The sequence below is a fragment of the Pseudomonas sp. URMO17WK12:I11 genome, assembly GCF_007677725.1.
Lineage (GTDB): Bacteria > Pseudomonadota > Gammaproteobacteria > Pseudomonadales > Pseudomonadaceae > Aquipseudomonas.
Genome location: NZ_VEDF01000006.1, coordinates 175,563 through 198,590, shown reverse-complemented (window position 1 = coordinate 198,590; position 23,028 = coordinate 175,563). Strand labels below are relative to the sequence as shown.

Here is a 23,028-nt window from a genome sequence, read left to right as displayed (position 1 = left end):
CCTACGGGCTTTGCGCTGATCCCGTAGGAGCGAGCGCAGCTCGCGATGAGGCCAGTGAGGCTTGCAACTTATTGCTCGTCGCGGATCGAGAAGTTGGCCATGTGCTCCAGGCCCTTGATCAGCGCCGAGTGGTCCCAGTTGCCGCCACCCAGGGCCTGGCAGGTGTTGAACACTTGCTGGGCGTTGGAGGTGTTGGGTAGGTTGATGCCCAGTTCCTTGGCGCCTTGCAGGGCCAGGTTGAGGTCCTTCTGGTGCAGGTTGATGCGGAAGCCTGGGTCGAAGGTGCCCTTGATCATGCGCTCGGCGTGCACTTCGAGAATCTTCGAGGAGGCGAAACCGCCCATCAGCGCTTCACGCACCTTGGCCGGATCCGCGCCATTCTTGGCGGCGAACAGCAGCGCTTCGGCGACCGCCTGGATGTTCAGGGCGACGATGATCTGGTTGGCGACCTTGGCGGTCTGGCCGTCACCATTGCCACCGACACGGGTGATGTTCTTGCCCATGGCCTCGAACAGCGGCTGGGCGCGCTCGAAGGCTTTCGGGCAACCGCCGACCATGATGCTCAGGGTCGCCGCCTTGGCGCCGACTTCGCCGCCGGATACCGGGGCATCCAGGTAGGCAGCGCCGGTGGCCTTGATCTTCTCGGCAAAGGCCTTGGTGGCGGTCGGGGAGATCGAGCTCATGTCGATCACCACCTTGTTCGGCCCTACGCCTTCGGCAACGCCGTTTTCACCGAACAGCACGCTCTCGACCTGCGGGGTGTCGGGGACCATGACGATGATGAATTCAGCTTCCTGAGCCACTTCCTTCGGGTTGGCCAGGGCCACGGCGCCGGCAGCGATCAGGTCGGCAGGTGCTGCATCGTGGTGGGTGGAGACGAAGATGCTGTGGCCTGCTTTCTGCAGGTTTTGCGCCATGGGTTTGCCCATGATGCCAGTGCCGAGGAAACCGATTTTAGCCATGAGAATGTGCCTCTTGTAGTTGTTGAATCTGGGTGGGCTGCGTTGCCGGGGCGCCCCTGCAGATTGCGTGTACGGTCTTAGATTGCGTTATGGGTTTTCAGCCAGCCCAGACCCGCCTCGGTGGTGGTCAGCGGCTTGTACTCGGCGCCCACCCAGCCTTGGTAGCCGATGCGGTCCAGGTGCTCGAACAGGAAGCGGTAATTGATTTCACCGGTACCTGGCTCGTTGCGCCCTGGGTTGTCGGCGAGCTGGACGTGATTGATCAGGGCGAGGTTGGTTTGCAGGGTGCGCGCCAGGTCCCCTTCCATGATCTGCATGTGATAGATGTCGTATTGCAGGAACAGGTTGTCGCTGCCCACTTCGGCCTGGATATCCAAGGCCTGCTCAGTGGTATTGAGGTAGAAGCCCGGGATATCGCGGGTGTTGATCATTTCCATGACCAGGCGGATCCCGGCGCCCTTGAGCTTGTCGGCGGCATACCTGAGGTTGTCGACGAAGGTCTTGCGCACGTCGGCGCAGGCCAGGCCTTGCGGGCGAATCCCGGCCAGGGCGTTGACCTGGGTGTTGCCCAGCACCTTGGCGTACTCGATGGCCTTGTCGACGCCATCGCGGAATTCCTGCACGCGGTCAGGGTGGCAGGTGATGCCACGCTCACCTTTGGCCCAATCGCCGGCCGGCAGGTTGAACAGCACTTGGGTGAGGCCATTGGCGTCGAGCTGCTGCTTGATTTCGGCGGCGCTGAAATCATACGGGAAAAGGTATTCGACGCCGCTGAAACCTGCGTCGGCGGCAGCCTTGAAGCGGGCCAGGAAGTCCTGTTCGGTGAACAGCATGGACAGGTTGGCGGCAAAGCGAGGCATGGGGTGTCTCCTTGCGATGAGGGCCCCCGGTCGCGGCCGGGGGCGTCAGGCGGTCAGTCCAGCAGCGAGATGGCGGTTGGCGCGTCGTTACCGACCAGGGCCAGGTCTTCGAATTCGTTGACCGCGTTGATCTCGGTGCCCATGGAAATGTTGGTCACACGCTCGAGGATCACTTCGACCACCACCGGCACGCGAAACTCTTCGGCCATCTTCTGCGCCTTGAGCAAGGCCGGAGCGATCTCTGCCGGTTCGAATACGCGGATGGCCTTGCAACCCAGGCCTTCGACTACGGCGACATGGTCGACACCGTAGGTGGCAGCGTCGGTCGAGTTGATGTTCTCGAACGCCAGTTGTACACAGTAATCCATGTCGAAGCCACGCTGCGCCTGGCGAATCAGGCCCAGGTAGGCGTTGTTCACCAGCACGTGGACATACGGCAGGTTGAACTGCGCGCCCACTGCCAGTTCTTCGATCATGAACTGGAAGTCATAGTCGCCCGACAGTGCCACCACCTTGCGCGCCGGGTCGGCCTTGACCACACCCAGGGCCGCTGGAATGGTCCAGCCCAGCGGGCCGGCCTGGCCGCAGTTGATCCAATGGCGGGGCTTGTACACGTGCAGGAACTGCGCGCCAGCGATCTGCGACAGGCCGATGGTGCTGACATAGCAGGTGTCTTTGCCGAATACCTGGTTCATCTCTTCATAGACGCGCTGCGGCTTGACCGGCACGTTGTCGAAGTGGGTCTTGCGTTGCAGGCTGGCCTTGCGTTGCTGGCAGTCCTCCAGCCAGGCCTTGCGGCACTTGAGCTTGCCGGCCGCTTTCCACTCGCGTGCCACTTCGAGGAAGGCATCGAGGGCCTGGCCTGCATCGGAAACGATACCCAGGTCTGGGGTGAACACGCGGCCGATCTGGGTCGGTTCGATGTCCACGTGGACGAATTTGCGGCCTTCGGTGTAGACGTCCACCGAGCCGGTATGACGGTTGGCCCAGCGGTTGCCGATGCCGAACACCAGATCGGATTTGAGCAGGGTGGCATTGCCGTAGCGGTGCGAGGTCTGCAGGCCGACCATGCCGACCATCAACGCGTGGTCGTCCGGGATGGTGCCCCAGCCCATCAGGGTCGGGATCACCGGCACGCCGGTCAGCTCTGCGAATTCGACCAGCTTGTCGCTGGCGTCGGCATTGATGATGCCGCCGCCTGCCACCAGCAGTGGGCGCTCAGCGTCATTGAGCATGGCCAGGGCTTTTTCCGCCTGCACGCGGCTGGCGGCCGGCTTGTGCACCGGCAGCGGCTCGTAGGCGTCGATGTCGAACTCGATTTCGGCCATCTGCACGTCGAACGGCAGGTCGATCAGCACCGGGCCCGGACGGCCGCTGCGCATTTCGAAGAAGGCTTTCTGGAACGCATAAGGCACCTGACCGGGTTCCAGCACGGTTGTGGCCCACTTGGTGACGGGCTTGACGATGCTGGTGATGTCCACGGCCTGGAAGTCTTCCTTGTGCAGGCGAGCACGTGGCGCCTGACCGGTAATGCACAGGATCGGGATGGAGTCGGCCGAGGCGCTGTACAGGCCTGTGACCATGTCGGTACCGGCGGGACCTGAGGTACCGATGCACACGCCGATGTTGCCTGGATTGGCGCGGGTGTAACCCTCGGCCATGTGCGAGGCGCCTTCGACGTGACGAGCGAGGACGTGATCGATGCCACCCACTTTCTTCAGGGCCGAGTACAGCGGGTTGATGGCAGCCCCCGGGATGCCGAACGCAGTCTCTACACCTTCACGGCGCATGACCAGAACGGCTGCATCGATTGCTCTCATTTTGCTCATGATTTGTGCCTCATCGATTTTGTAATTGTATACAACTTTCTTTGTGCCAGAGTGTATTCACGGCTGGCGCTTCAGGTCAACGGGTTTTCGTCGGGCTGAGTGCGTTGGCGCCGAGCGCCCATGAAAATGATCGTTTGCGCCATCGCATACGATCGTTTCAATTTATTGTATACAAAAACCAACCGAGTTGTGTTCTATTGGCTTATCCGATTTTCACTTGCCCTATGGCTTCCAACAACAAGAAGAGGACCTGTCATGAACGCTTTGAACCTGAAAATCGCGGTCAGCCTGGTGAATGCTGCGCTGGCTGCCGGGCGCAAGATCGACGCCGCGCCATTGACCGTGGCCGTGCTTGACGCCGGCGGCCATCTGTTGGCGCTGCAGCGCGAAGACGGCGCCAGCCTGATTCGCCCGGACGTGGCCATTGGCAAAGCCTGGGGTGCGATTGCCGTCGGCAAAGGCTCGCGCCTGCTGGCGCTGGATGCGCAACAACGGCCTGCATTCTTCGCCGCCTTGAACGGGCTAGGTGAACGGCCAGTGGTGCCGGCACCGGGTGGGGTATTGATTCGCGATCAGGAGGGTAAAGTGCTGGGGGCGGTCGGTATCAGCGGCGATACCTCGGATATCGATGAGCAGTGCGCGATCAGTGCGATCGAAGCGGCGGGAATGAAGGCCGACGCGGGCGTGGCAGCCTAGCCATTGCCTGTCTGCCCAGGTTTGCTCGTGGTTCCTGGCAAGGCCGTTGCCAGGCCCGCGAGCAGGTCTGGGCGAAACTGATTCAAGCCACTTCCGGCTCGCAGCCCTTGAGCACCATGCGAATGATGGTCTGCGCCGCTGCATCGTAGTCGCTGTCGGTGAGCTTGGCTTTGCCGGTCACCGCCGAGATCTGCCAATCGAAGTCGGCATACGTCTGAGTCGCCGCCCAGATGCTGAACATCAGGTGATGCGCATCGACATGGGCGATCTGCCCGCGGTCTATCCAGCGCTGAATGCACTCGATGTTGTGCCGCGCCTGCTCGTTCAATTGCTCCACCTGGTTGGCCGAGAGATGCGGCGCACCGTGCATGATTTCGCTGGCGAACACCTTTGAGGCATGGGGCAGGTCACGCGAAATGCGGATCTTCGAGCGAATGTAGGCGCTGAGCACCTGCTTGGGGTCGCCGTCGGCATTGAACGGCGTCGACGCCTGCATGATGGGTGCGATGATGCTTTCCAGGACCTCGCGATAGAGGTTGTCCTTGGATTTGAAGTAGTAGTACACGTTCGGCTTGGGCAGCCCAGCCTTGGCGGCAATGTCACTGGTCTTGGTGGCGGCGAAGCCCTTGTCGGCGAATTCTTCACTGGCTGCGCGCAGGATCAGCTCCTTGTTGCGCTCGCGAATGGTGCTCATGTCAGGGCTCTTCCTCGTGTTAGACCGCCTCTCGGAGGGATCGGGCATGGTAGCACCGTGCCCGACGACGGCTCAAGGCAGGGAACCCGGGGGTGAGTCAGGCAGTCTGGTGCCTCAGAGCGAAGTATTCACTTAGGAAGAATCGGACATGGCGGGCAGCAGCTTTTTTGCATTACTCGATGACATCGCGGCGCTGCTGGATGACATCTCGCTGATGAGCAAGGTCGCCGCGAAAAAATCGGCCAGCGTCCTGAGCGACGATCTGGCCGTGAACGCTGAGCAAGTCACCGGCATGAAAGCCGATCGCGAACTGCCGGTGGTCTGGGCCGTGTTCAAGGGCTCGCTCAAGAACAAGGCCATCCTGGTGCCGTGCGCGCTGATTCTCAGCGCCGTGCTCCCTGCGGCAGTGAAGTGGTTGCTCATGGCAGGCGGGTTGTACCTGTGCTACGAAGGCTACGAGGCGATCAAGGACAAGTTTTCCCGCAAAGGGCATGGTTCTGCCGAGCAGGGTAAAAAGGCCGTCCCCAAGACCGCAGAAGAACTTGCCCAATATGAAAAGCGCAAGATCAAAGGTGCGATCAAGACCGACTTCATTCTCAGCGCAGAGATCATTGTCATCACCTTGAACGTTGTCGCGGATGCGCCTCTGTATCAGCAGATTTTGACCCTCACCTTGATTGCGGTGGTGATGACCATCGGCGTCTACGGCTTGGTCGCGGGCATCGTGCGCCTGGACGACGCCGGCTTTGCGCTGGCCAAATCGAAGGCGCAAGGGGTGTGGGGCAGGGCGCTCAGGGCATCTGGCGAGCTGCTGGTCTCGGCCGCACCGTTTCTGATGAAAGCGCTGTCGTGGATCGGCACGGTTGCCATGTTCCTGGTCGGCGGAACGTTCGTCGCCGAAGGCATTGCCCCACTCGAGCACGCCGTCGAGGCGCTGGTCGCAGCGATTGGAGGCTGGAGCGCGGCGGTCAAGCTGGTGGCCTTTGGCGTGGTCGGGGCGCTGGCAGGATGGCTTACCGCGCTGGTGGTCAGTGGCGTTTCGAAGGTTCGCCGTCGAGTCGCGCGATGACCCGGCCATCGGAATAGGCGTCGCGCCCACGTGATGGTGGGCGCGCGCGTTTGGCTCAGGTCAGAAGTGCACCTTGACCAGGAAGCTCATGGTGTTCTGGTCGGTGGTGAAGGCATCGCTGTCCTTGATGCCATACTTGTTCGACCAGTAATCGTACTCGACACCGACGTACAGCTGCTTTTCGCCCAGGTGCAAAGCCTTGCCCAGGTCATACTTGATCTGCGGGTTAAAGTGCAGGTTGGCGTGGTAGGTGCCGCGACGGTTCTCGTCGTTGTCCACTACCCAATCCATGAAGCCGTCGATCAGCACGTCGGAATCGCCCACGGGGATGGTGTAGGCCCATACCGGGGTGATCTGCCACACGTTGTCGCCGGCGCGGCTGCCGTCGGTGGTACGGTTGTAGAAATTGAGCTGGAAGTAATCGAAGCCTGGAATCGCCAGGTCGAAGCCTGGGCCGATCAGGTAGGCCTCGGTGTCACCCTCGCCGAACTCGTAGGTCATGGCCAGCAACACGTCCTTGACCGGGCCGAATTCCAGTTTCTGGTCGAAGATCTTGTTGAACGACAGCCGCGGGCTGATCTCGCCGTAGTAGGTGTTCGGCCCGTTACCGGCGTCTTTCTGCCCCTGGTAGAAGATCTTGTCGACGAAGATGAAGTTATCGCCGTACTTCCAGCCGTCGGCGTGTTCGAAGGTCAGGGTTTGCTGAATCGCCGGGTTGACCTTGAAATTCTTGCCCCACAGGTAAGTCAGGCTGTTGCTCTGCCACTGCAGCAGGTCATCGGCGAAGGTAGTGCCGCAGGCCAGCAGGCCGCCCGCGAGAATCAGGCTATTGATGGTACGCATTGCGAGTGTCGCTCCCTTGGTGGATCTGTTGTCAGCGCTCGGTGTTGGCGCCTTTTTTGTCTTTTGAGTCAGCTTTTTTCGATTGGCCACAGCTGTTTGGCAAGCGCTGCGCCAACTTTCCGGGTTAGCCACAACCTTCCTGCTCGACTCGTTCACAACGGATGAAAATGGGTATTTCAGGCTGGCAACACGTTGGCCAACCGCCCGAATTCATTGACTGAGCGGTCAGTAAACGCGGGCAGAATCCTTCCTGCCCTGATCGAGGGGGCGCGCAGATTACTGGCTTGCGCGCCGCGCCTCAAGTGCTCCTTCCTGGCGCACGGTGATTCAAAGCTGGGCACGTGGTCAGGTTTTCAGAAATGTACCTTGATCAGCGCGCTGGCGACACTCTGGTTGCTGTCCAGATTGCCGCGGCTGTCGATGCCGTACTTATCTTTCCAGTAGCTGTATTCGAAGCCGACGTAGAGCTGTTTGACCCCCAGGTTCAGGGCCTTGCCCAGGTCGTACTTGACCTGGGGATTGAAGTGCAGGTTGGCGTGATAGGTGCCGCGGCGGGTCTGGTCGTTGTCGGTGACCCAGTCCATGTAGCCGTCGAACAGAATGTCCGACTTGCCGACCGGGATGGTGTACGACCAGGCCGGAGTGATCTGCCAGACATTGTCGCCCGGGCGGCTGCCCTCAGTGTTGCGCACATAGAAGTTCAGGGTGAAGTAGTTGAAGCCCGGCACCGCTAGGTCGAAGCCCGGACCAATTAGGTAGGCCTCGTTATCGCCTTCGCCACGCTCGTAGGTCATGGCCAGCAACACGTCCTTGATCGGCCCGAAGGCCAACTTGCGGTCGAAGATCTTGCCCAGCGACAAGCGCGGACTGAATTCGCCGTAGTAGGTGGTCACGCCTTTGCTGGCGTCGGCCTTGCCGTTGTAGAAAATCTTGTCGACGAACAGGAAGGTGTCGCCGTACTTCCACTTGTTGGCGTGCTCGAACGTGACGGTCTGCTGGATCCTCGGGTTGACCTTGAAATCCTTGCCATACAGGTAGGTCAGGCTCTCGCCGTGCCATTGCAGCCAGTCGTCGGCATGCGCGGGGAGGGTGGCCAGCAGGCTGCTGCCCAATAGCAGAGACGGGGTGATGCGCTTCATGGTGTGCTTCCCGGACTTATTGTTTTTGTTGGCGGTTTTTTTGGCGCGCAGGCGCCCCGAGCGGCCCATTCCGGCGGGCCGACGGTGAAGCGTTGAGGGCGAAAGACCAGGGGCGGCAAGTTGCGCCGCCCCGCTTGGCTCAGTGCTGGTGGCAGGCGTCGTTGTGCACGGCGCGCTCGGCGCCACCGAGGATGTTGAACAGCACGTTCAGTACCAGGGCACTGACCGTGGCCATGGCGATACCGCTGTGGGTGATTGGCTCCATCCACTGTGGCATCTGTGCGAAGAACTCCGGCCGCACCACGGGAATCAGGCCGAAGCCCACGCTCACCGCCACCAACAGCTGGTTGCGACGATCGCCGATGTCAGCTTCCTGAAGAATCTTGATCCCGGTGGCGGTAACCATGCCGAACATGGCAATCGACGCGCCGCCCAGCACTGCAGGGGGAATCGAGGCGATCAGGTAGGCCGCCTTGGGCAGCAGGCTGAGCAGAATCAGCAGCGCTCCGGCCGTGACCGTGACATAGCGGCAGCGCACGCCGGTCATCTGCACCAGGCCGATGTTCTGGGCGAACGAGGAGTGGGTGAAGGTGTTGAAGAACCCAGCGACGAACGATGCCCCAGCGTCGCACAGCAAGCCGCGACGCAGCATCCCCGGGGTGACTTCACGCTCGGTGACCTTGCCCAGGGCCAGGAACATCCCGGTGGACTCGACGAAGATGATCACCACCACCAGGCACATCGACAGGATCGGCGCCAGGCTGAAGGTCGGCATGCCGAAGTGCAGGGGCGTCACCACTTGCAGCCACGGCGCTTCGCTCAAGCCCGACAGGTCGACCATGCCGATCGAGCCCGCCAGGATGTAGCCCAGGCCCATGCCCACCAGCACGGACACGTTGACCCAGAAGCCACGCATGAAGCGGTTGATCAGCAGGATCACCGCCAACACCAGGCCTGCGACCAGCAGATAGATGGGCGAACCGAAGGTGGTGGCTTCCTGACCGCCCCCGGCCCAGTTGACGGCCACGGGGAACAGCGACAGGCCAATGGAGGTGATCACCGTACCGGTGACCAGTGGGGGGAAGAAGCGCACTACCTTGGACATGAACGGCGCGATCAACATGCCGAAGAAACCGGCAGCGATGGTTGCACCGAAGATGCCTTGCAGACCCACGCCGGGCATGCCGGCCATGGCCACCATGCTGCCGACGGCAGCGAAGCTGGCACCCATCATCACCGGCATGCGGATCCCGACCGGGCCGATGCCGAACGATTGCACGATGGTGGCGACGCCGGCGACCAGCAGGTCGGCGTTGATCAGAAAGGCGACTTCCTCACGGGACAGACCGGCGGCCTGGCCGATGATCAGAGGCACCGCAATCGCGCCTCCGTACATCAGCAACACGTGTTGCAGGCCAACCAGGAACAGTTGGAACAGGGGCAAAGGCTGTCGCGGCGGCGCAACTGGGATGTACGCCTTGCGGGACTCGGACATGCAGCACCTCGAGTTTTGTTTTTATTCTCGGATCCAAGCGACAAGCTCCAAGCGGCAAGCTTCAAGAAAAAGCCTGTGGTTTCCGCGTTGGAGCCTGACACTCGATGCTTGCTTCCTACTACGTACAGCTAGAGGCTTGCAGTTCGATCAGTTGACCTGGGCGCCTTTGGCGATCCAGTCACCGACCAGCTTGCGCTCCTCGGCGGTCATCTGCGTGATGTTGCCCAGTGGCATGATCTGGCTGGCGACCGCTTGCGCCTGAATGCGCGCGGCCTGGGCCTGGATCTGCTGCGGGGTGTCGAACATCACGCCGGCTGGCGCTGCGCTGAACAGTGGGCTGGTCGGCTTGGACGAGTGGCACACGGTGCAGCGTTCCTGGATGACGCTGTGAATCTTCTCGAAGCTGTCACCACCGGCCTGGGCCGAGGCCTGGGCTGGCGCTTGTGCAGGCTCGGCAGGTGCCTGGGCGGCCTGTGCGGCTTGCTCGGCGCGATGCTCGGCGGCGGTCTTGCCACCGACTGCGGTTGCCGGCAGTGGCTGGTATTCGACCTGCGCTGCGGCTTGCTCAGGGCTGGTCGCCATCGGCTTGGGACCGGTGACGTAGGCCAGGCAGATCATCGCCAGTGCGCCGACCGGCAGGGTCCAGGCGTACTTGTTGCTGTCGTGGCGGGTGTTGAAGTAATGACGGATCAACACCGCTGCGACTGCAATGCCGGCCAGGATCAGCCAGTTGTACTGGCTACCGTAGGTGCTCGGGAAGTGGTTGCTGATCATGATGAACAGCACCGGCAAGGTGAAATAGTTGTTGTGGCGCGAGCGCAGCAGGCCCTTGGCCGGCAGTACCGGGTCAGGCGTCTGGTTGTTCTCGATTGCCGCCACCAGCTGGCGCTGGGCCGGCATGATGATGCGGAACACGTTGCCGACCATGATGGTGCCGATGATCGCGCCGGTATGCAGGTACGCGCCGCGGCCGCTGAACACTTGGCTGAAGCCGAAGCACGCCGCGATGATCAGCACGAACAGCACTGCACCGAGCAGGGCCGGGTGCTTGCCCAGTGGCGAGTCGCACAGGAAGTCGTAGATGAACCAGCCGGCCACCAGCGAGCCGATACCGATGGCCACGCCCTCGGCACCGGTCAAGGTGCTGCCAGGTGCCAGCAGGTACAGCGTTGGGTTCCAGTAGAACACCACGCACAGCAGGGCGATACCGGACATCCAGGTGAAATACGCTTCCCATTTGAACCAGTGCAGGTTCTCCGGCATTTTCGGTGGGGCGAGCTTGTATTTCTCCAGGTGGTAGATACCACCGCCGTGAATGGCCCAGAGGTCACCTGACAACCCATCGCGCGGATTGCTTCGATTCAGGTGGTTCTCCAGCCAGACGAAGTAGAACGATGCACCGATCCAGGCGACACCGGTGATCATGTGAACCCAGCGAATGCTCAGGTTCAGCCATTCGTGAAGGTGTGCTTCCACAGTATGTACCTCTGCCGATCACCGCCCGGCTTCGACACCGGGATGATCGACCTTTTCTTATTGGTGGGGATTGAGGATCAGCATCTGTTCCTCGGTGAAGTAATGCTCGTCGCAGTTGTTGCCAGAACCGCTGCGATCAACCACCAGGAAGTCATCCCGCTTTTCGATCGTCAGCACCGGGTGGTGCCAAACGCCGCGATGGTAATTAACGCCCTGCCTGCCATTACTGCGGAAGGCACGGACCAGACCTGATACAGGTGCATCGCCAACGGGCGCGACCACGATCAGAAAGGGGTTGCCGAGCAGCGGGATGAAAGCCTGGCTGCCCAGCGGATGGCGTTCCAGCATGCGCACGGTCAGCGGCATGTCCAGCGCGTCGGCGCGGAAGATGCTGATGATCGCCTTGTCCTCAGGCTCGGCGGTCTCGACCGTGGCGAGCTTGTGAAAACGCATGGTCGAGCCGTTGTTGATCATGAAGTGGTCGCTGCCGTCGGTTTCGATCACGTCTCCGAATGGGGCGAAGGCTTCTTTGGTCAGGGGCTCGATCATCAGGGTGCGCATGCGGATATCTCTTCTATTAATCGTTGTTCTGAATGAGGTGCGGTTGTCGCTTACAGCTGCAACAGCCGGAACAGCGCGATCAGGTTGATCTGCGCCAAGGCTTCCTTGAACTCGGCATCGGTGTCGTTATGGATGCGTTGCTCGAAGGCGGCGAGAATCTGATGCCGGTTGCTGCCTTTGACCGCCATGATGAAGGGGAACTGGAACTTGGCCTTGTACGCTTCGTTGAGTTCGGTGAAGCGCGCGAACTCTTCGGCGGTGCATTGATGGATACCGGCGCCGGCTTGCTCGTTGGTGCTCGATTCGGTCAGCTCGCCGCGTACCGCGGCCTTGCCGGCCAAGTCCGGGTGGGCGTTGATCAGCGCCAACTGCTCGGCATGCGTGGCGCTGAGTAGAATATCGCTCATGCGCTGGTGCAGCGCTTCGATCTGGTCCAGTTCGGCCAGCTGGCCCAGGTCATAGGCGCGTTCGGCGACCCACGGCGAGTGTTCATAGATGTCGGCGAAGGCCTTGACGAAGGTGTCACGGTCCAGGGTCGAAGGCGTCAGGGTCTTGAAAGCGGTCATCAGGCGTTCTCTTTCTTGTACGGGTGGGTGGCGTGCCAGTGGCGGGCGATGTCCACGCGACGGGCGAACCAGACCTGCTCGTGGCTCTTGGCGTAGTCGACGAAGCGCTTGAGCGCAGCCAGGCGGGCAGGGCGACCGACCAGCCGGCAGTGCAGGCCGATCGAGAGCATCTTCGGTGCCTCGGCGCCTTCTTCGTAGAGCACGTCGAAGGCGTCCTTGAGGTATTGGAAGAACTGCTCGCCACAGTTGAAGCCCTGGACCTGGGTGAAGCGCATGTCGTTGGTGTCCAGGGTGTAGGGAATCACCAGGTGCGGCTTGCCGGTGGCGTTGTTCGGCTCCCAGTAGGGCAGGTCGTCGTCATAGGTGTCGCTGTCATACAGGAAGCCACCTTCCTCCATCACCAGGCGGCGGGTGTTGGGGCCGGTGCGGCCGGTGTACCAGCCGACTGGGCGCTCGCCGGTAATCTCGGTGAGGATGCGGATCGCTTCGAGCATGTGCTCGCGCTCTTGGGCCTCGTCCATGTACTGGTAGTCGATCCAGCGGTAGCCGTGGCTGCAGATCTCGTGACCGGCCTCGGCCATGGCGCGGATCACGTCCGGGTGACGCTGGGCGGCCATGGCCACGGCGAAGATGGTCAGCGGTACACCGCTGTCCTTGAACAGTTTCAGCAAGCGCCAGACGCCGGCGCGGCTGCCGTATTCGTAGAGCGACTCCATGCTCATGTTGCGTACGCCCTGCAACGGCTGGGCCGCTACCATTTCCGACAGGAAGGCTTCGGATTCCTTGTCACCGTGAAGAATGTTGCGTTCACCGCCTTCTTCGTAATTGAGCACGAAGGACAGCGCGATACGCGCGTTGCCCGGCCATTGCGGGTGAGGAGGGTTGTTGCCGTAACCGATCAGGTCGCGAGGATAGTCAGCGCTCACTGCAGTCTTCCTTCTTGTGCGTTGTGCAGGGGTGGCGGGCCGCGTCGGGATGTCGCACCACCGGATGGGCTGATTGTATACAACTTCTGAAATCATTTGTAAGCCTGTTTTTCCGCATTTCTTCCGTGTGGTCGCCTGAGAAACCGCTGCGTCAATCACTGCAAGAAACTTGCCCGTTCGGTCAGTTAATGGCTCGGGACCATCGGCTGGGCGGCTATCTGCAGGATTTCGATGATTGGCCACGAGGTACTGCAGAAGGGATTAAAAAATTGTGTACAATTTGCGAGTGAAATGTCTTAATGACCGCATTCCCGCACAACGCGAGCCCCACGCTGGGGCGCCAGCTGTGTATTTTTTGCCCATAGAGTGAACAAGAGGCGACAAGCAGATGGGACGTTTGACCACACACGTACTGGACGCCGCGCATGGCTGCCCAGGCAGTTCGATCAAAGTCGAGCTGTACCGCGTCGAAGGCCAGCAACTGGAGCTGGTCACCACTGCCCTGACCAACAGCGATGGCCGTGTCGATGCGCCGCTGCTGCAGGGCGATGATTACCGCAGCGGCGTCTACCAGCTGCAGTTCAGCGCTGGCGACTATTACCGCGCCCGTGGCGTGCAATTGCCGGCCCAGGCATTTCTGGATGTCGTGGTGCTGCGTTTCGGTATCGATCAACAACAGGAACACTACCATGTGCCACTGTTGATCTCGCCGTACAGCTATTCGACCTATCGTGGAAGCTAGTTGGTCGCTAGAAGAATCTTCGTAGGTCCTTTGGCCCGCTCTCACACTGGCGGGCTTTTTTTCGTCTGCAATTTCTGTAAGGGGCGCAACTCATCAATGCGTCATTGTTGTTTCTACCAGTAGGCACTTCGAATTACGTCTGAAATGATCGGGTGCCGAATTGAAATAAGGAGCGCGGGTAAAGCGCCTGCAATCCCTTTTTGAAGCGCTTAAATTGCCCGGGCAGCTTGAGTCCGTTCGCGCAAGGTGGCTTGAATGCATGCAGCTACTGCCAGGGAGACCCAAGCATTTTCGTGATCCAAGCGGTGATGGTCTATCCAACTGATCAGAATGGGCGCCGAGGCGCCCATTGTTGGTTCAGCGAAGGGTCAGAGAAACACGAACTTGGCAATGAAAATCGCGCACAGCACCCACAGGCTGGCCGAGATTTCCTTGTACTTGCCGGTACCCGCCTTCAACGCCACATAGCTGATGAAGCCCAGGGCAATGCCATCAGCCACCGAGAAGGTCAGCGGCATCATGATCACCGTGACGATTGCCGGAATGCTGTCGGTCGCTTCATCCCAATGAATGTGCGCCATGCTGCCCATCATCAGCATCGCCACGTAGATCAGCGCACCGGCGGTGGCATAGGCCGGGATCATGCCGGCCAGTGGGGCGAAGAACATCGCGGCCACGAACAGAATGCCCACTACGACGGCGGTGAGACCGGTACGCCCACCTGCAGCCACACCGGCAGCACTTTCCACATAACTGGTCACCGGCGGCACGCCGACCACCGCGCCGAACACACTTGAAGCGCTGTCGGCCTTCAGCGCCCGCGACAGGTTTTCGATACGGCCGTCCGGCGCTACCAGGTTGGCGCGCTGCGCCACGCCCATCAGCGTGCCGGCGGTATCGAACATGTGCACGAACAGGAACGCCAGCACCACGCTGATCATGCTGACATTGAACACGCCGGCCACGTCCATGGCCATCCACGTCGGGGCCAGGCTGGGTGGCATCGACATCACGCCACCGAACTGCACCAGGCCCAGCCCCCAGCCGGCCAGGGTGACGCCGATGATGCTGATCAGGATGGCGCCGAACACGCGCTTGTAGCTGAGAATGGCGATCAGCAGGAAACACACCGCAGCCAGCAATGGCCCCGGCTCGTGCAACGAGCCCAGCTTGATCAGGGTAGCGGGGCTGTCGACGATGATGCCGGCGGTCTTCAGGCCGATCAGCCCGAGGAACAATCCGACGCCAGCCCCCATGGCATGGCGCAGGCTGACCGGGATGCTGTTGAGCAACCACTCGCGCACTTTCGACAGGGTCAGGAACATGAACAGCACGCCTGAGACGAACACCGCCCCCAGCGCCGTTTCCCAGTTGTAGCCCATGGTGCCGACCACGGTGTAGGTAAAGAAGGCGTTGAGCCCCATGCCTGGAGCCAGGCCCACCGGCCAGTTGGCGTAGAGGCCCATCAACAGGCAGCCCAGCGCAGCGGCGATGCAGGTGGCGACGAAGGCGGCGCCGTGGTCGATGCCGGCATCAGCCATGATGTTGGGGTTGACGAAGATGATGTAGGCCATGGTGATGAAGGTGGTCACCCCGGCGATCATTTCGGTTTTGACGGTGCTGCCATGTTGCTTGAGTTTGAAAATCCGCTCCAGCCAACCGGTATCCGGTGGCGGGGCAAGATCCAGCGTAGGGGCTTCGGATTTGCGGGTTTCCACAGCAAGTACTCCTCAAGTCTTTCTTGTTGTTGTTGGAGCCAGATCCTGAGCGATGCACTTGGCGGCTCCACGAGGGAAGGCAGACGTCTGACCGATTTGTTGACTCATAGGTCAAGATGTTGCTGGTTGGATTATGCTTTTGTGTACAAAGAATGCAAATAATGTTTTATGTTTTGTGCGCGCAATGTGTCGTACAACGGCTATATAGGTGAAAGCGTACCTGCTCAAACGCGTCAGCCTGTGTACAATGGCGCCATACTTTCTCTTCGTGCTTCGAGAGCCCATGAACGAACAGCTGCAACCTCTGAAAAAAACTGCGCGTACTGGCAAGGCCGGTCGCAGTGGTACCCAGGACGACATCGTCTATGCGCACATCTTCGAGGCCATCCTCGAGCAGCGTCTGGCGCCGGGCACCAAGTTGAGCGAGGAAGCGCTGGGCGAGATCTTCGGCGTCAGCCGCACCATCATCCGCCGTGCCCTGTCGCGCCTGGCCCATGAAAGCGTGGTGCTGTTGCGACCCAACCGCGGTGCGGTGGTGGCTAGCCCTACCGTGGAGGAGGCGCGCCAGGTGTTCTTCTCGCGGCGCATGGTCGAGCGGGCCATCACCGAGCTTGCCGTGCAGCACGCTACCGCCGAGCAGCTCGGTGAGTTGCGCCACATGGTGCGCGAAGAGCGCGACAGCTTTTCGCGCGGTGACCGGGGTGCCGGCATTCGTCTTTCCGGCGAGTTTCACCTCAAGCTCGCCGAGGCTGCCGGTAACGCGCCGTTGGTCAGCTTCCAGCGCAGCCTGGTTTCGCAGACTTCGCTGATCATCGCCCAGTATGAAAGCGGCAACCGCTCGCATTGCTCGTACGATGAGCATATGCAACTGATCGATGCCATCGAGGCGCGCGATGCCGAGCAGGCGGTAAGCCTGATGATGCATCACATGGACCACATCGACAGCAAGCTCAACCTGGACGACGAAAGCGCCTCGGACGATCTGCATGCGGTGTTCTCTCACCTGCTCAAGCGCCCCAAGGTCTCGGCCAAGGGCTGAAAGTTCGCCAGGCATTTCCAAGCAAAGGGCCGCTGATCAGCGGCCCTTTTGCATGCTTAGCGCTGATGCACGCAGCGCCCGGCGGCGTAGGTTTCGCGCACGGTACGGTCATCCCCCAGGGTGGTCAGCACGAACAAGGTTTCCTCGATGCTCTGGGACTGCTCGATGCGGTAGTCCAGTAACGGCGTGGCCTTGTAGTCGAGTACCACGAAGTCGGCATCATTACCTGGGCGCAGGCTGCCGATGCGATCGTCCAGGCGCAAGGCCCGCGCGCCGCCAAGGGTGGCCAGGTACAGCGATTTGTAGGGGTGCAGGCGGGCCCCTTGCAGCTGCATCACCTTGTAGGCTTCGTTCAAGGTGTTGAGCAGCGAGAAGCTGGTGCCGGCCCCCACGTCGGTGCCCAGGCCGACATTGACCTTGAAGCGTTCTGCCTGCGGCAGGTTGAACAGGCCGCTGCCCAGGAACAGGTTGGAGGTCGGGCAGAAGGCAATCGCCGAGCCGGTGTCGGCCAGGCGCTGGCATTCGGCATCGCACAGGTGCACGCCATGGGCGAACACCGAGCGCTCGCCGAGCAGCTCGAAATGATCGTACACATCCAGATAGCCGTTCTGCTCGGGAAACAGCTCCTTGACCCAGTCGATTTCCTTGAGGTTTTCCGACAGGTGGGTGTGCAGGTACACGCCTGGGTGCTCCTTGAGCAGCTGACCTGCCACCGACAGCTGTTCGGGGGTGCTGGTCGGCGCGAAGCGCGGGGTAACGGCGTAGTGCAGGCGGCCCTTGCCGTGCCAGCGCTCGATCAACGCCTTGCTCTGGCTATAGCTGCTTTCCGCGGTGTCGGTCAGGTAGTCGGGCGCGTTACGGTCCATCATCACCTTGCCGGCGATCATGCGCAGGTCCAGGCGTTCGGCCTCCTCGAACAGGGCGTTGACCGATTCGGGGTGCACGCTGCCGAACACCAGGGCAGTGGTGGTGCCATTGCGCAGCAGCTCGTTGACGAAGATCTTCGCCACCTTGTCGGCATGCGCCTTGTCGGCGAACTGCTTTTCGCAGGGGAAGGTGTAGGTGTTGAGCCAATCCAGCAGTTGCTCGCCATACGAGCCGATCATGCCGGTCTGCGGGAAGTGGATGTGGGTATCGATGAAGCCCGGGGTAATCAGCGCATCCTGGTAATGCACCACCTCGATATCGGCGGGCAGGCTGGGCAGCAGCTCGCTGGCATGGCCCACGGCGCTGATGCGGCCATCGTCGATCACCAGCAGGCCGTCTTCGAAGTATTCATGGGAGGCGTCCAGGCCAACCTCGGCCGGGTCGGCGATGCTGTGCAGGATGGCGGCACGGTAGGCTTTGCGGGTAAGGGTCATAACACACTCGTCAAATGGCTTGGCTGCGCCGCGAGGGCGGCAGCAATTGGGCGATGGGGCCGGCATTGGCAGCAGCGTCATGCTGGCCGAAGCAGGCGTTGTAGGTGGCAATGATTTCGCCGGCGATGGACACGGCGATCTCGATCGGCAGCTTGCCCTTGACCTCGGGCAAGCCCATGGGGCAACGCATGCGCGCCAGTACGGCGGCGTCGTAGCCGCGTTCGCGCAGGCGATGCTCGAACTTGACTCGCTTGGTCTTCGAGCCGATCAGGCCGAACCAGGTGAAATCGTTGCGTTTGAGGATGGCGGCGGTCAGTTCCAGGTCGAGCTGATGGTTGTGGGTCATGACGATGCAATAGCTGCCGGCAGGCAGCGCATCGACTTCATCGACCGGCTCTTCGCTGAGTACTTTGGTCACCCCGTTGGGCATCGCTTCGGGGAATTCCTGCTCGCGCGAATCGATCCAGCGCACCCGGCAGGGCAGCGCGGCGAGCAAGGGTACCAGAGCCCGGCCGACATGGCCTGCGCCGAATACGGCGATCTGCGCCTGCACTGCGGGCATCGGCTCGAACAGCAGCACAGTGGCGCCACCGCAGCACTGTCCCAGGCTTGCGCCCAGGCTGAAGCGCTCCAGGTGCGGCGTGGTGCGCTGCTCTTCGAGCATCTGCCGGGCGATATGCAGCGCCTTGTACTCCAGGTGCCCACCGCCGATGGTGTCGAACAGGCCCGCTTGGCTAACGACCATCTTCGAGCCGGCATTGCGCGGCGTAGAACCGCGCTCCTCGATGATGGTCACCAGCACACAGGCCTGGCCACGGCTCTGGTGATCGGCAAGGGCGTTGATCCATTGGTGCATGATTCAGATCCTCTTCAGATCAACATGGCCTGCTTTTTTGTGGGGGCGGCCTTGCGTCGCGAAAGGGGCGCGAAGCGGCCCCCGCGTGTCAATGGGTAACGGGTTCGCGCGCCGATTCGGCAGGCTGCGCCGCAGCCACCGCCTTGCGCATCTGCTCGCAGCCCCACAACACCCGCTCCGGCGTCGCGGGTGCATCCACGTGCGGCTGCAGGCGGTAGTCGGCAAGGCTGGCCACGGCGTCCTTGATCGCGCACCAGGCAGCGATGCCCAGCATGAACGGCGGCTCGCCCACGGCTTTGGAATGGAACACGGTGTCTTCCGGATTCTTGCGGTTTTCCACCAGCTTCACCCGCAGATCCAGCGGCATGTCGGCCACGGCCGGAATCTTGTAGCTGGCAGGGCCGTTGGTCATCAACTTGCCCTTGGCATTCCATACCAGCTCCTCGGTGGTCAACCAGCCCATGCCCTGGATGAAGCCGCCCTCGACCTGGCCGATGTCGATGGCCGGGTTCAGCGAGTCGCCCACATCGTGGAGGATGTCGGCGCGCAGCATCTTGTACTCGCCGGTCAGGGTATCGACGATCACCTCCACGCAGGCAGCGCCAAAGGCGAAGTAGTAGAACGGCCGCCCGCGCGCCTGGCTACGGTCGTAGAAGATCTTCGGTGTGCGATAGAAGCCTGTACTCGACAGCGACACCTGGGCGAAATAAGCCTGCTGTACCAGTTGCTCGAAACTGACGATCTGTTCGCGTACGCGCACATGGCCATTGCGGAACTCGACGTCCTCCTCGGTCACGTTGTAATGCCGTGCGGCGAACTCGGTGAGGCGTTTCTTGAGAATTTCGGCGGCGTTCTGCGCCGCCTTGCCGTTCAGGTCGGCGCCACTGGAGGCCGCCGTTGGCGAGGTGTTGGGCACCTTGTCAGTGTTGGTGGCGGTGATCTGGATACGGCTGATATCGACCTGGAAGATCTGCGCCACCACCTGCGCCACCTTGATGTTCAGGCCCTGGCCCATCTCCGTGCCGCCATGGTTCAGGTGAATGCTGCCGTCAGTGTAGATGTGGATCAGCGCACCGGCCTGGTTGAGGAAGGTGGCGGTGAACGAGATGCCGAACTTGACTGGGGTCAGCGCCAGGCCTTTCTTGAGCACCGGGCTGTTGGCGTTGAAGCGGCGGATCGACTCGCGGCGTTCGGCGTAATCGCTGCTGGCTTCCAGTTCAGCGGTCATTTCTTCGAGCATGTTGTGCTCGACCGTCTGGTAGTAGTGGGTGACGTTGCGCTCGGTCTTGCCGTAGTAGTTGGCCTTGCGCACCGCCAGCGGATCACGGCCCAGGTGACGGGCGATGTGGTCCATCACCTGTTCGATGGCGACCATGCCTTGCGGTCCGCCGAAGCCGCGGTAGGCGGTGTTGGAGGCGGTGTTGGTCTTGCAGCGATGGCCATGCACGGTGGCATCGCCCAGGTAGTAGGCATTGTCGGAGTGGAACATGGCACGGTCGACGATCGAGCCGGACAGGTCAGGCGAGTAGCCACAGTTGCCGGCCAAGTCGAAATTGATCCCATGCAGGCGACCCTGGTCGTCGAAGCCGACGTCGTATTCCACATAGAACGGGTGGCGCTTGCCGGTCATGGCCATGTCCTCGACGCGCGGCAGGCGCATCTTGGTCGGCTGACCGGTCAGGCGCGCGACCACCGCGCACAGGCAGGCGGGGCTGGCCGCCTGGGTTTCCTTGCCGCCGAAGCCGCCGCCCATGCGGCGCATGTCCAGCACCACCTTGTTCATCGGCACATCGAGCACTTCGGCGACCAGCTTCTGCACTTCGGTAGGGTTCTGCGTGGAGCAGTAGACGATCATGCCGCCGTCTTCGGTGGGCATCACCGAGGAGATCTGGGTTTCCAGGTAGAAATGTTCCTGCCCACCGATATGCAGGGTGCCTTGGATACGGTGCGGCGCGCTGGCCAGTGCCGCCGCCGAGTCACCGCGTTGATGCGTGTGGCTGTCGAGCACGAAGTGCTTCTTGCGCAGGGCCTCGACCACATCGAGCACAGGTTCCAGGTCTTCGTACTCGACGATCGCCGCCATGGCCGCGCGGCGCGCGGTCTCCAGGTCGCGCGCGGCCACGGCGAGTACCGGCTGGCCGAAGAATTCGACCTTGTCGATGGCCAGCAACGGGTCGCCGGCGACCACCGGGCCGATGTCCTTCAGGCCAGGGATGTCTTCATGGGTGATGGCGATGCGCACGCCTTCGAAGGCGTAGCAGGGCGCGGTGTCGATGCGCAGGATGCGTGCGTGGGCGCGGTCGGCGGTGCGCGCATAGACATGCAGCTGGTTGGGAAACTCCAGGCGGTCATCGATGTACACCGCCTCGCCAGTCACATGCTTGTCGGCGCTGTCGTGCTTGACGCTGCGCCCGACGCCGGTGGTGAGGTCCTGGCTGAACAGTTCGGCCATTTCAGCCTGGCTTTTGGCTACGTGTTGGTTAGACATAGTCGGTCACCCGGGTCTCGATGTGAGGCGTTTGCTGTTCGATGAAGTATTTGCGCAGCAGGTTCTGCGCGGTCAGCAGGCGGTATTCCTTGCTCGCGCGAAAATCGCTCAGCGGCGTGAAGTCTTCGGCCAAGGCCTGGCAGGCGCGCTCGATCGTGGCTTGGCTCCATGGCTTGCCGCGCAAGGCCGCTTCGCAGGCGCGGGCGCGCTTGGGAATCGCCGCCATGCCGCCGAAGGCGATGCGCACACCGCTGACCACGCCGTTCTCGATGCTCAGGTTGAACGCAGCGCACACTGCCGAGATGTCATCGTCCAGGCGCTTGGACACCTTGTAGGCACGAAACGCCCAGTCGTTGCTGGCGCGCGGGACGATGATCTTCTCGATGAACTCGCTGTCCTGGCGGGCCGTGATCCGGTAGTCGATGAAATAGTCTTCCAGTGGCATGACCCGCTGGCGCTGGCCTTGGCGCAGCACCACCTGGGCATCCAGGGCGATCAGCAGGGGCGGCGAGTCACCGATCGGCGACGCATTGCCGATGTTGCCACCCAGGGTGCCCTGGTTGCGGATCTGCAGCGAGGCGAAGCGGTGCAGCAAGTCGCCAAAATCCGGGTATTCATCGTTGAGCGCACCGTAGCAGTCGGTCAGCGGCGTGGCAGCGCCGATCTCCAGGTGACTGGCGGTCTTGTCGATGCGCTTGAGTTCGGCGACATGACCGACGTAGATCATCACCGGCAGGGTCTTGTGGAACTGGGTCACTTCCAGCGCCAGGTCGGTGCCGCCGGCGAGCAGGCGGGCTTCGGGGTGCGAGCTGTACAGGTCGGCCAGATCGGCCACGGTCAGCGGCACCAGGCAGCGTTTGTCGCCGCTGTTGAGCTCGCCGGTTTGCGTGGGGGCGATGGCTTTCAGGCGCGCGATGGTTTGCGCCTGCTTGGCGTCGAACTGGTCGCGGCAGGGCTGCCGGCAGCTCTGCTCGGCAGCGTCGAGGATCGGCCGATAGCCGGTACAGCGGCACAGGTTGCCTGCCAGTGCTTCCTGGGCCTGGTGCAGGTCGGCACCTTGGCTGTTCTTCTGCAGGGCGAACAACGACATGACGAAGCCTGGGGTGCAGAAGCCGCATTGCGAGCCATGACAGTCGGCCATGGCCTGCTGCACGCTGTGCAGTTGCCCGTTGTGCTTGAGGCCTTCGACGCTGATCAGCTGCTTGCCATGCAGGGACGAGACGAAGGTCAGGCATGAGTTGAGGCTGCGATAGCGCAGGCTGTCCTGGCCTTGATCGTCCTGCACCAGCTCGCCGACCACCACGGTACAGGCGCCGCAGTCGCCGCTGGCGCAGCCTTCCTTGGTGCCGGGTTTGCCCAGGTGCTCACGCAGGTACTGCAGCACCGTCATGTTCGGGTCCAGGGCATGCTCGCTGTGCAGTGCCTGGTTGACGAGAAACTGGATCACGGGGATGGCCTCGCAATGGTTTTATTGTTGTTGAGCGGACAATAAGCAGACCGATCACGGTGGTCAATGATTTTCTGACTCAAAGGTCAGGAAAATGCGCATGTCGACGCTCGCCTGGAATCGCTGCCTGTTCATCAAGCATAGATCGCGCCGCCTGAGGGGCTGTCTGGGCGGTCAAATAAAGCGCAGTGCCCCTCTGCGCGACGGCCAGGCAAGTGCGCTACAATCGCCCGCTTGTGCCCAGTTCAATGATTCTGAAGG

20 protein-coding genes and 1 pseudogene are annotated in these 23,028 nt (G+C 61.7%); 5 read left to right on the top strand and 16 right to left on the bottom strand.

The annotated features are described in order from the left end of the window. Nucleotides 1-68 precede the first annotated feature (68 nt). From FS665_RS13820 to gcl, 3 genes are all read right to left on the bottom strand, one after another. Complete coding sequence (locus FS665_RS13820; protein ID WP_145189201.1) at nt 69-962, bottom strand: 2-hydroxy-3-oxopropionate reductase; 894 nt, start codon at nt 960-962, stop codon at nt 69-71. A 77-nt stretch (nt 963-1,039) separates the two neighbouring features. Continuing rightward, a complete protein-coding gene (hyi, locus tag FS665_RS13815; RefSeq protein ID WP_145189199.1) occupies nt 1,040-1,822 on the bottom strand; it encodes a hydroxypyruvate isomerase in 783 nt (260 codons plus the stop codon). A gap of 53 nt (nt 1,823-1,875) precedes the next feature. After that, nucleotides 1,876-3,651: a glyoxylate carboligase gene (gene gcl, locus FS665_RS13810; RefSeq protein WP_145189196.1), complete on the bottom strand. Its 1,776-nt coding sequence runs from the start codon at nt 3,649-3,651 to the stop codon at nt 1,876-1,878. Between the two features lie 255 nt (nt 3,652-3,906). On the opposite strand from gcl, the gene FS665_RS13805 reads away from it, so the two are divergent. Further along, nucleotides 3,907-4,347, top strand: coding sequence for a heme-binding protein (locus FS665_RS13805; RefSeq protein ID WP_145189193.1), 441 nt, complete (start codon nt 3,907-3,909; stop codon nt 4,345-4,347). A gap of 82 nt (nt 4,348-4,429) precedes the next feature. Here the strand turns inward: FS665_RS13805 and FS665_RS13800 are convergent, their stop codons facing one another. Continuing rightward, nucleotides 4,430-5,041 (bottom strand): TetR/AcrR family transcriptional regulator, encoded by a 612-nt coding sequence (locus FS665_RS13800; RefSeq protein ID WP_145189190.1) that lies wholly within the window; start codon nt 5,039-5,041, stop codon nt 4,430-4,432. 148 nt (nt 5,042-5,189) lie between these two features. Here FS665_RS13800 and FS665_RS13795 point away from each other — a divergent pair, with 148 nt between their 5' ends. After that, entirely contained in the window at nt 5,190-6,110 is a 921-nt protein-coding gene (locus FS665_RS13795) for a DUF808 domain-containing protein (RefSeq protein WP_145189187.1), read from the top strand. 60 nt (nt 6,111-6,170) lie between these two features. On the opposite strand, the gene FS665_RS13790 is transcribed toward FS665_RS13795, so the two are convergent. The 7 genes from FS665_RS13790 to puuE form a co-directional block, all read right to left on the bottom strand. Then, nucleotides 6,171-6,953 carry an outer membrane protein OmpK gene (locus FS665_RS13790; RefSeq protein WP_145189184.1) on the bottom strand — a complete coding sequence of 261 codons (783 nt, stop codon included), beginning with the start codon at nt 6,951-6,953 and terminating at the stop codon, nt 6,171-6,173. A 353-nt stretch (nt 6,954-7,306) separates the two neighbouring features. Then, nucleotides 7,307-8,092: an outer membrane protein OmpK gene (locus FS665_RS13785; RefSeq protein ID WP_145189181.1), complete on the bottom strand. Its 786-nt coding sequence runs from the start codon at nt 8,090-8,092 to the stop codon at nt 7,307-7,309. 139 nt (nt 8,093-8,231) lie between these two features. After that, entirely contained in the window at nt 8,232-9,587 is a 1,356-nt protein-coding gene (locus tag FS665_RS13780) for a nucleobase:cation symporter-2 family protein (protein WP_145189178.1), read from the bottom strand. 147 nt (nt 9,588-9,734) lie between these two features. After that, nucleotides 9,735-11,063, bottom strand: coding sequence for a urate hydroxylase PuuD (locus tag FS665_RS13775; RefSeq protein ID WP_145189175.1), 1,329 nt, complete (start codon nt 11,061-11,063; stop codon nt 9,735-9,737). 57 nt (nt 11,064-11,120) lie between these two features. Beyond that, nucleotides 11,121-11,624: an ureidoglycolate lyase gene (locus tag FS665_RS13770; protein ID WP_012315446.1), complete on the bottom strand. Its 504-nt coding sequence runs from the start codon at nt 11,622-11,624 to the stop codon at nt 11,121-11,123. Nucleotides 11,625-11,674: 50 nt separating this feature from the next. Next, nucleotides 11,675-12,190 carry a 2-oxo-4-hydroxy-4-carboxy-5-ureidoimidazoline decarboxylase gene (gene uraD / locus FS665_RS13765; protein WP_145189173.1) on the bottom strand — a complete coding sequence of 172 codons (516 nt, stop codon included), beginning with the start codon at nt 12,188-12,190 and terminating at the stop codon, nt 11,675-11,677. Continuing rightward, nucleotides 12,190-13,116 (bottom strand): allantoinase PuuE, encoded by a 927-nt coding sequence (gene puuE / locus FS665_RS13760; protein ID WP_145189170.1) that lies wholly within the window; start codon nt 13,114-13,116, stop codon nt 12,190-12,192. Before puuE ends, uraD begins: the two co-directional genes overlap by 1 nt. A gap of 388 nt (nt 13,117-13,504) precedes the next feature. Here puuE and uraH point away from each other — a divergent pair, with 388 nt between their 5' ends. Together uraH and FS665_RS23695 are read left to right on the top strand one after the other, a co-directional pair. Then, a complete protein-coding gene (gene uraH, locus FS665_RS13755) occupies nt 13,505-13,858 on the top strand; it encodes a hydroxyisourate hydrolase (RefSeq protein ID WP_145189167.1) in 354 nt (117 codons plus the stop codon). A gap of 185 nt (nt 13,859-14,043) precedes the next feature. Beyond that, nucleotides 14,044-14,142: pseudogene (locus tag FS665_RS23695) on the top strand (RHS repeat-associated core domain-containing protein); the annotation flags it as partial. Between the two features lie 84 nt (nt 14,143-14,226). On the opposite strand, the gene FS665_RS13750 reads toward FS665_RS23695, so the two are convergent. Beyond that, on the bottom strand, nt 14,227-15,576 hold the full coding sequence (locus tag FS665_RS13750; RefSeq protein ID WP_145189164.1) for an NCS2 family permease: 1,350 nt from the start codon (nt 15,574-15,576) through the stop codon (nt 14,227-14,229). A gap of 283 nt (nt 15,577-15,859) precedes the next feature. Between FS665_RS13750 and FS665_RS13745 the strand changes: the two genes are divergently transcribed. Then, nucleotides 15,860-16,615, top strand: coding sequence for a GntR family transcriptional regulator (locus FS665_RS13745; protein ID WP_145189162.1), 756 nt, complete (start codon nt 15,860-15,862; stop codon nt 16,613-16,615). A 56-nt stretch (nt 16,616-16,671) separates the two neighbouring features. Here the strand turns inward: FS665_RS13745 and guaD are convergent, their stop codons facing one another. From guaD to xdhA, 4 genes are all read right to left on the bottom strand, one after another. Continuing rightward, nucleotides 16,672-17,976, bottom strand: coding sequence for a guanine deaminase (gene guaD / locus FS665_RS13740; RefSeq protein ID WP_145189159.1), 1,305 nt, complete (start codon nt 17,974-17,976; stop codon nt 16,672-16,674). A gap of 10 nt (nt 17,977-17,986) precedes the next feature. Continuing rightward, a complete protein-coding gene (gene xdhC / locus FS665_RS13735; protein ID WP_145189156.1) occupies nt 17,987-18,832 on the bottom strand; it encodes a xanthine dehydrogenase accessory protein XdhC in 846 nt (281 codons plus the stop codon). 88 nt (nt 18,833-18,920) lie between these two features. Then, on the bottom strand, nt 18,921-21,320 hold the full coding sequence (xdhB, locus tag FS665_RS13730; protein WP_145189153.1) for a xanthine dehydrogenase molybdopterin binding subunit: 2,400 nt from the start codon (nt 21,318-21,320) through the stop codon (nt 18,921-18,923). Then, nucleotides 21,313-22,767, bottom strand: a complete 1,455-nt coding sequence (xdhA, locus tag FS665_RS13725) for a xanthine dehydrogenase small subunit (protein WP_145189150.1) — start codon at nt 22,765-22,767, stop codon at nt 21,313-21,315. The genes xdhB and xdhA overlap by 8 nt, the downstream gene beginning before the upstream one ends. Nucleotides 22,768-23,028 lie beyond the last annotated feature (261 nt).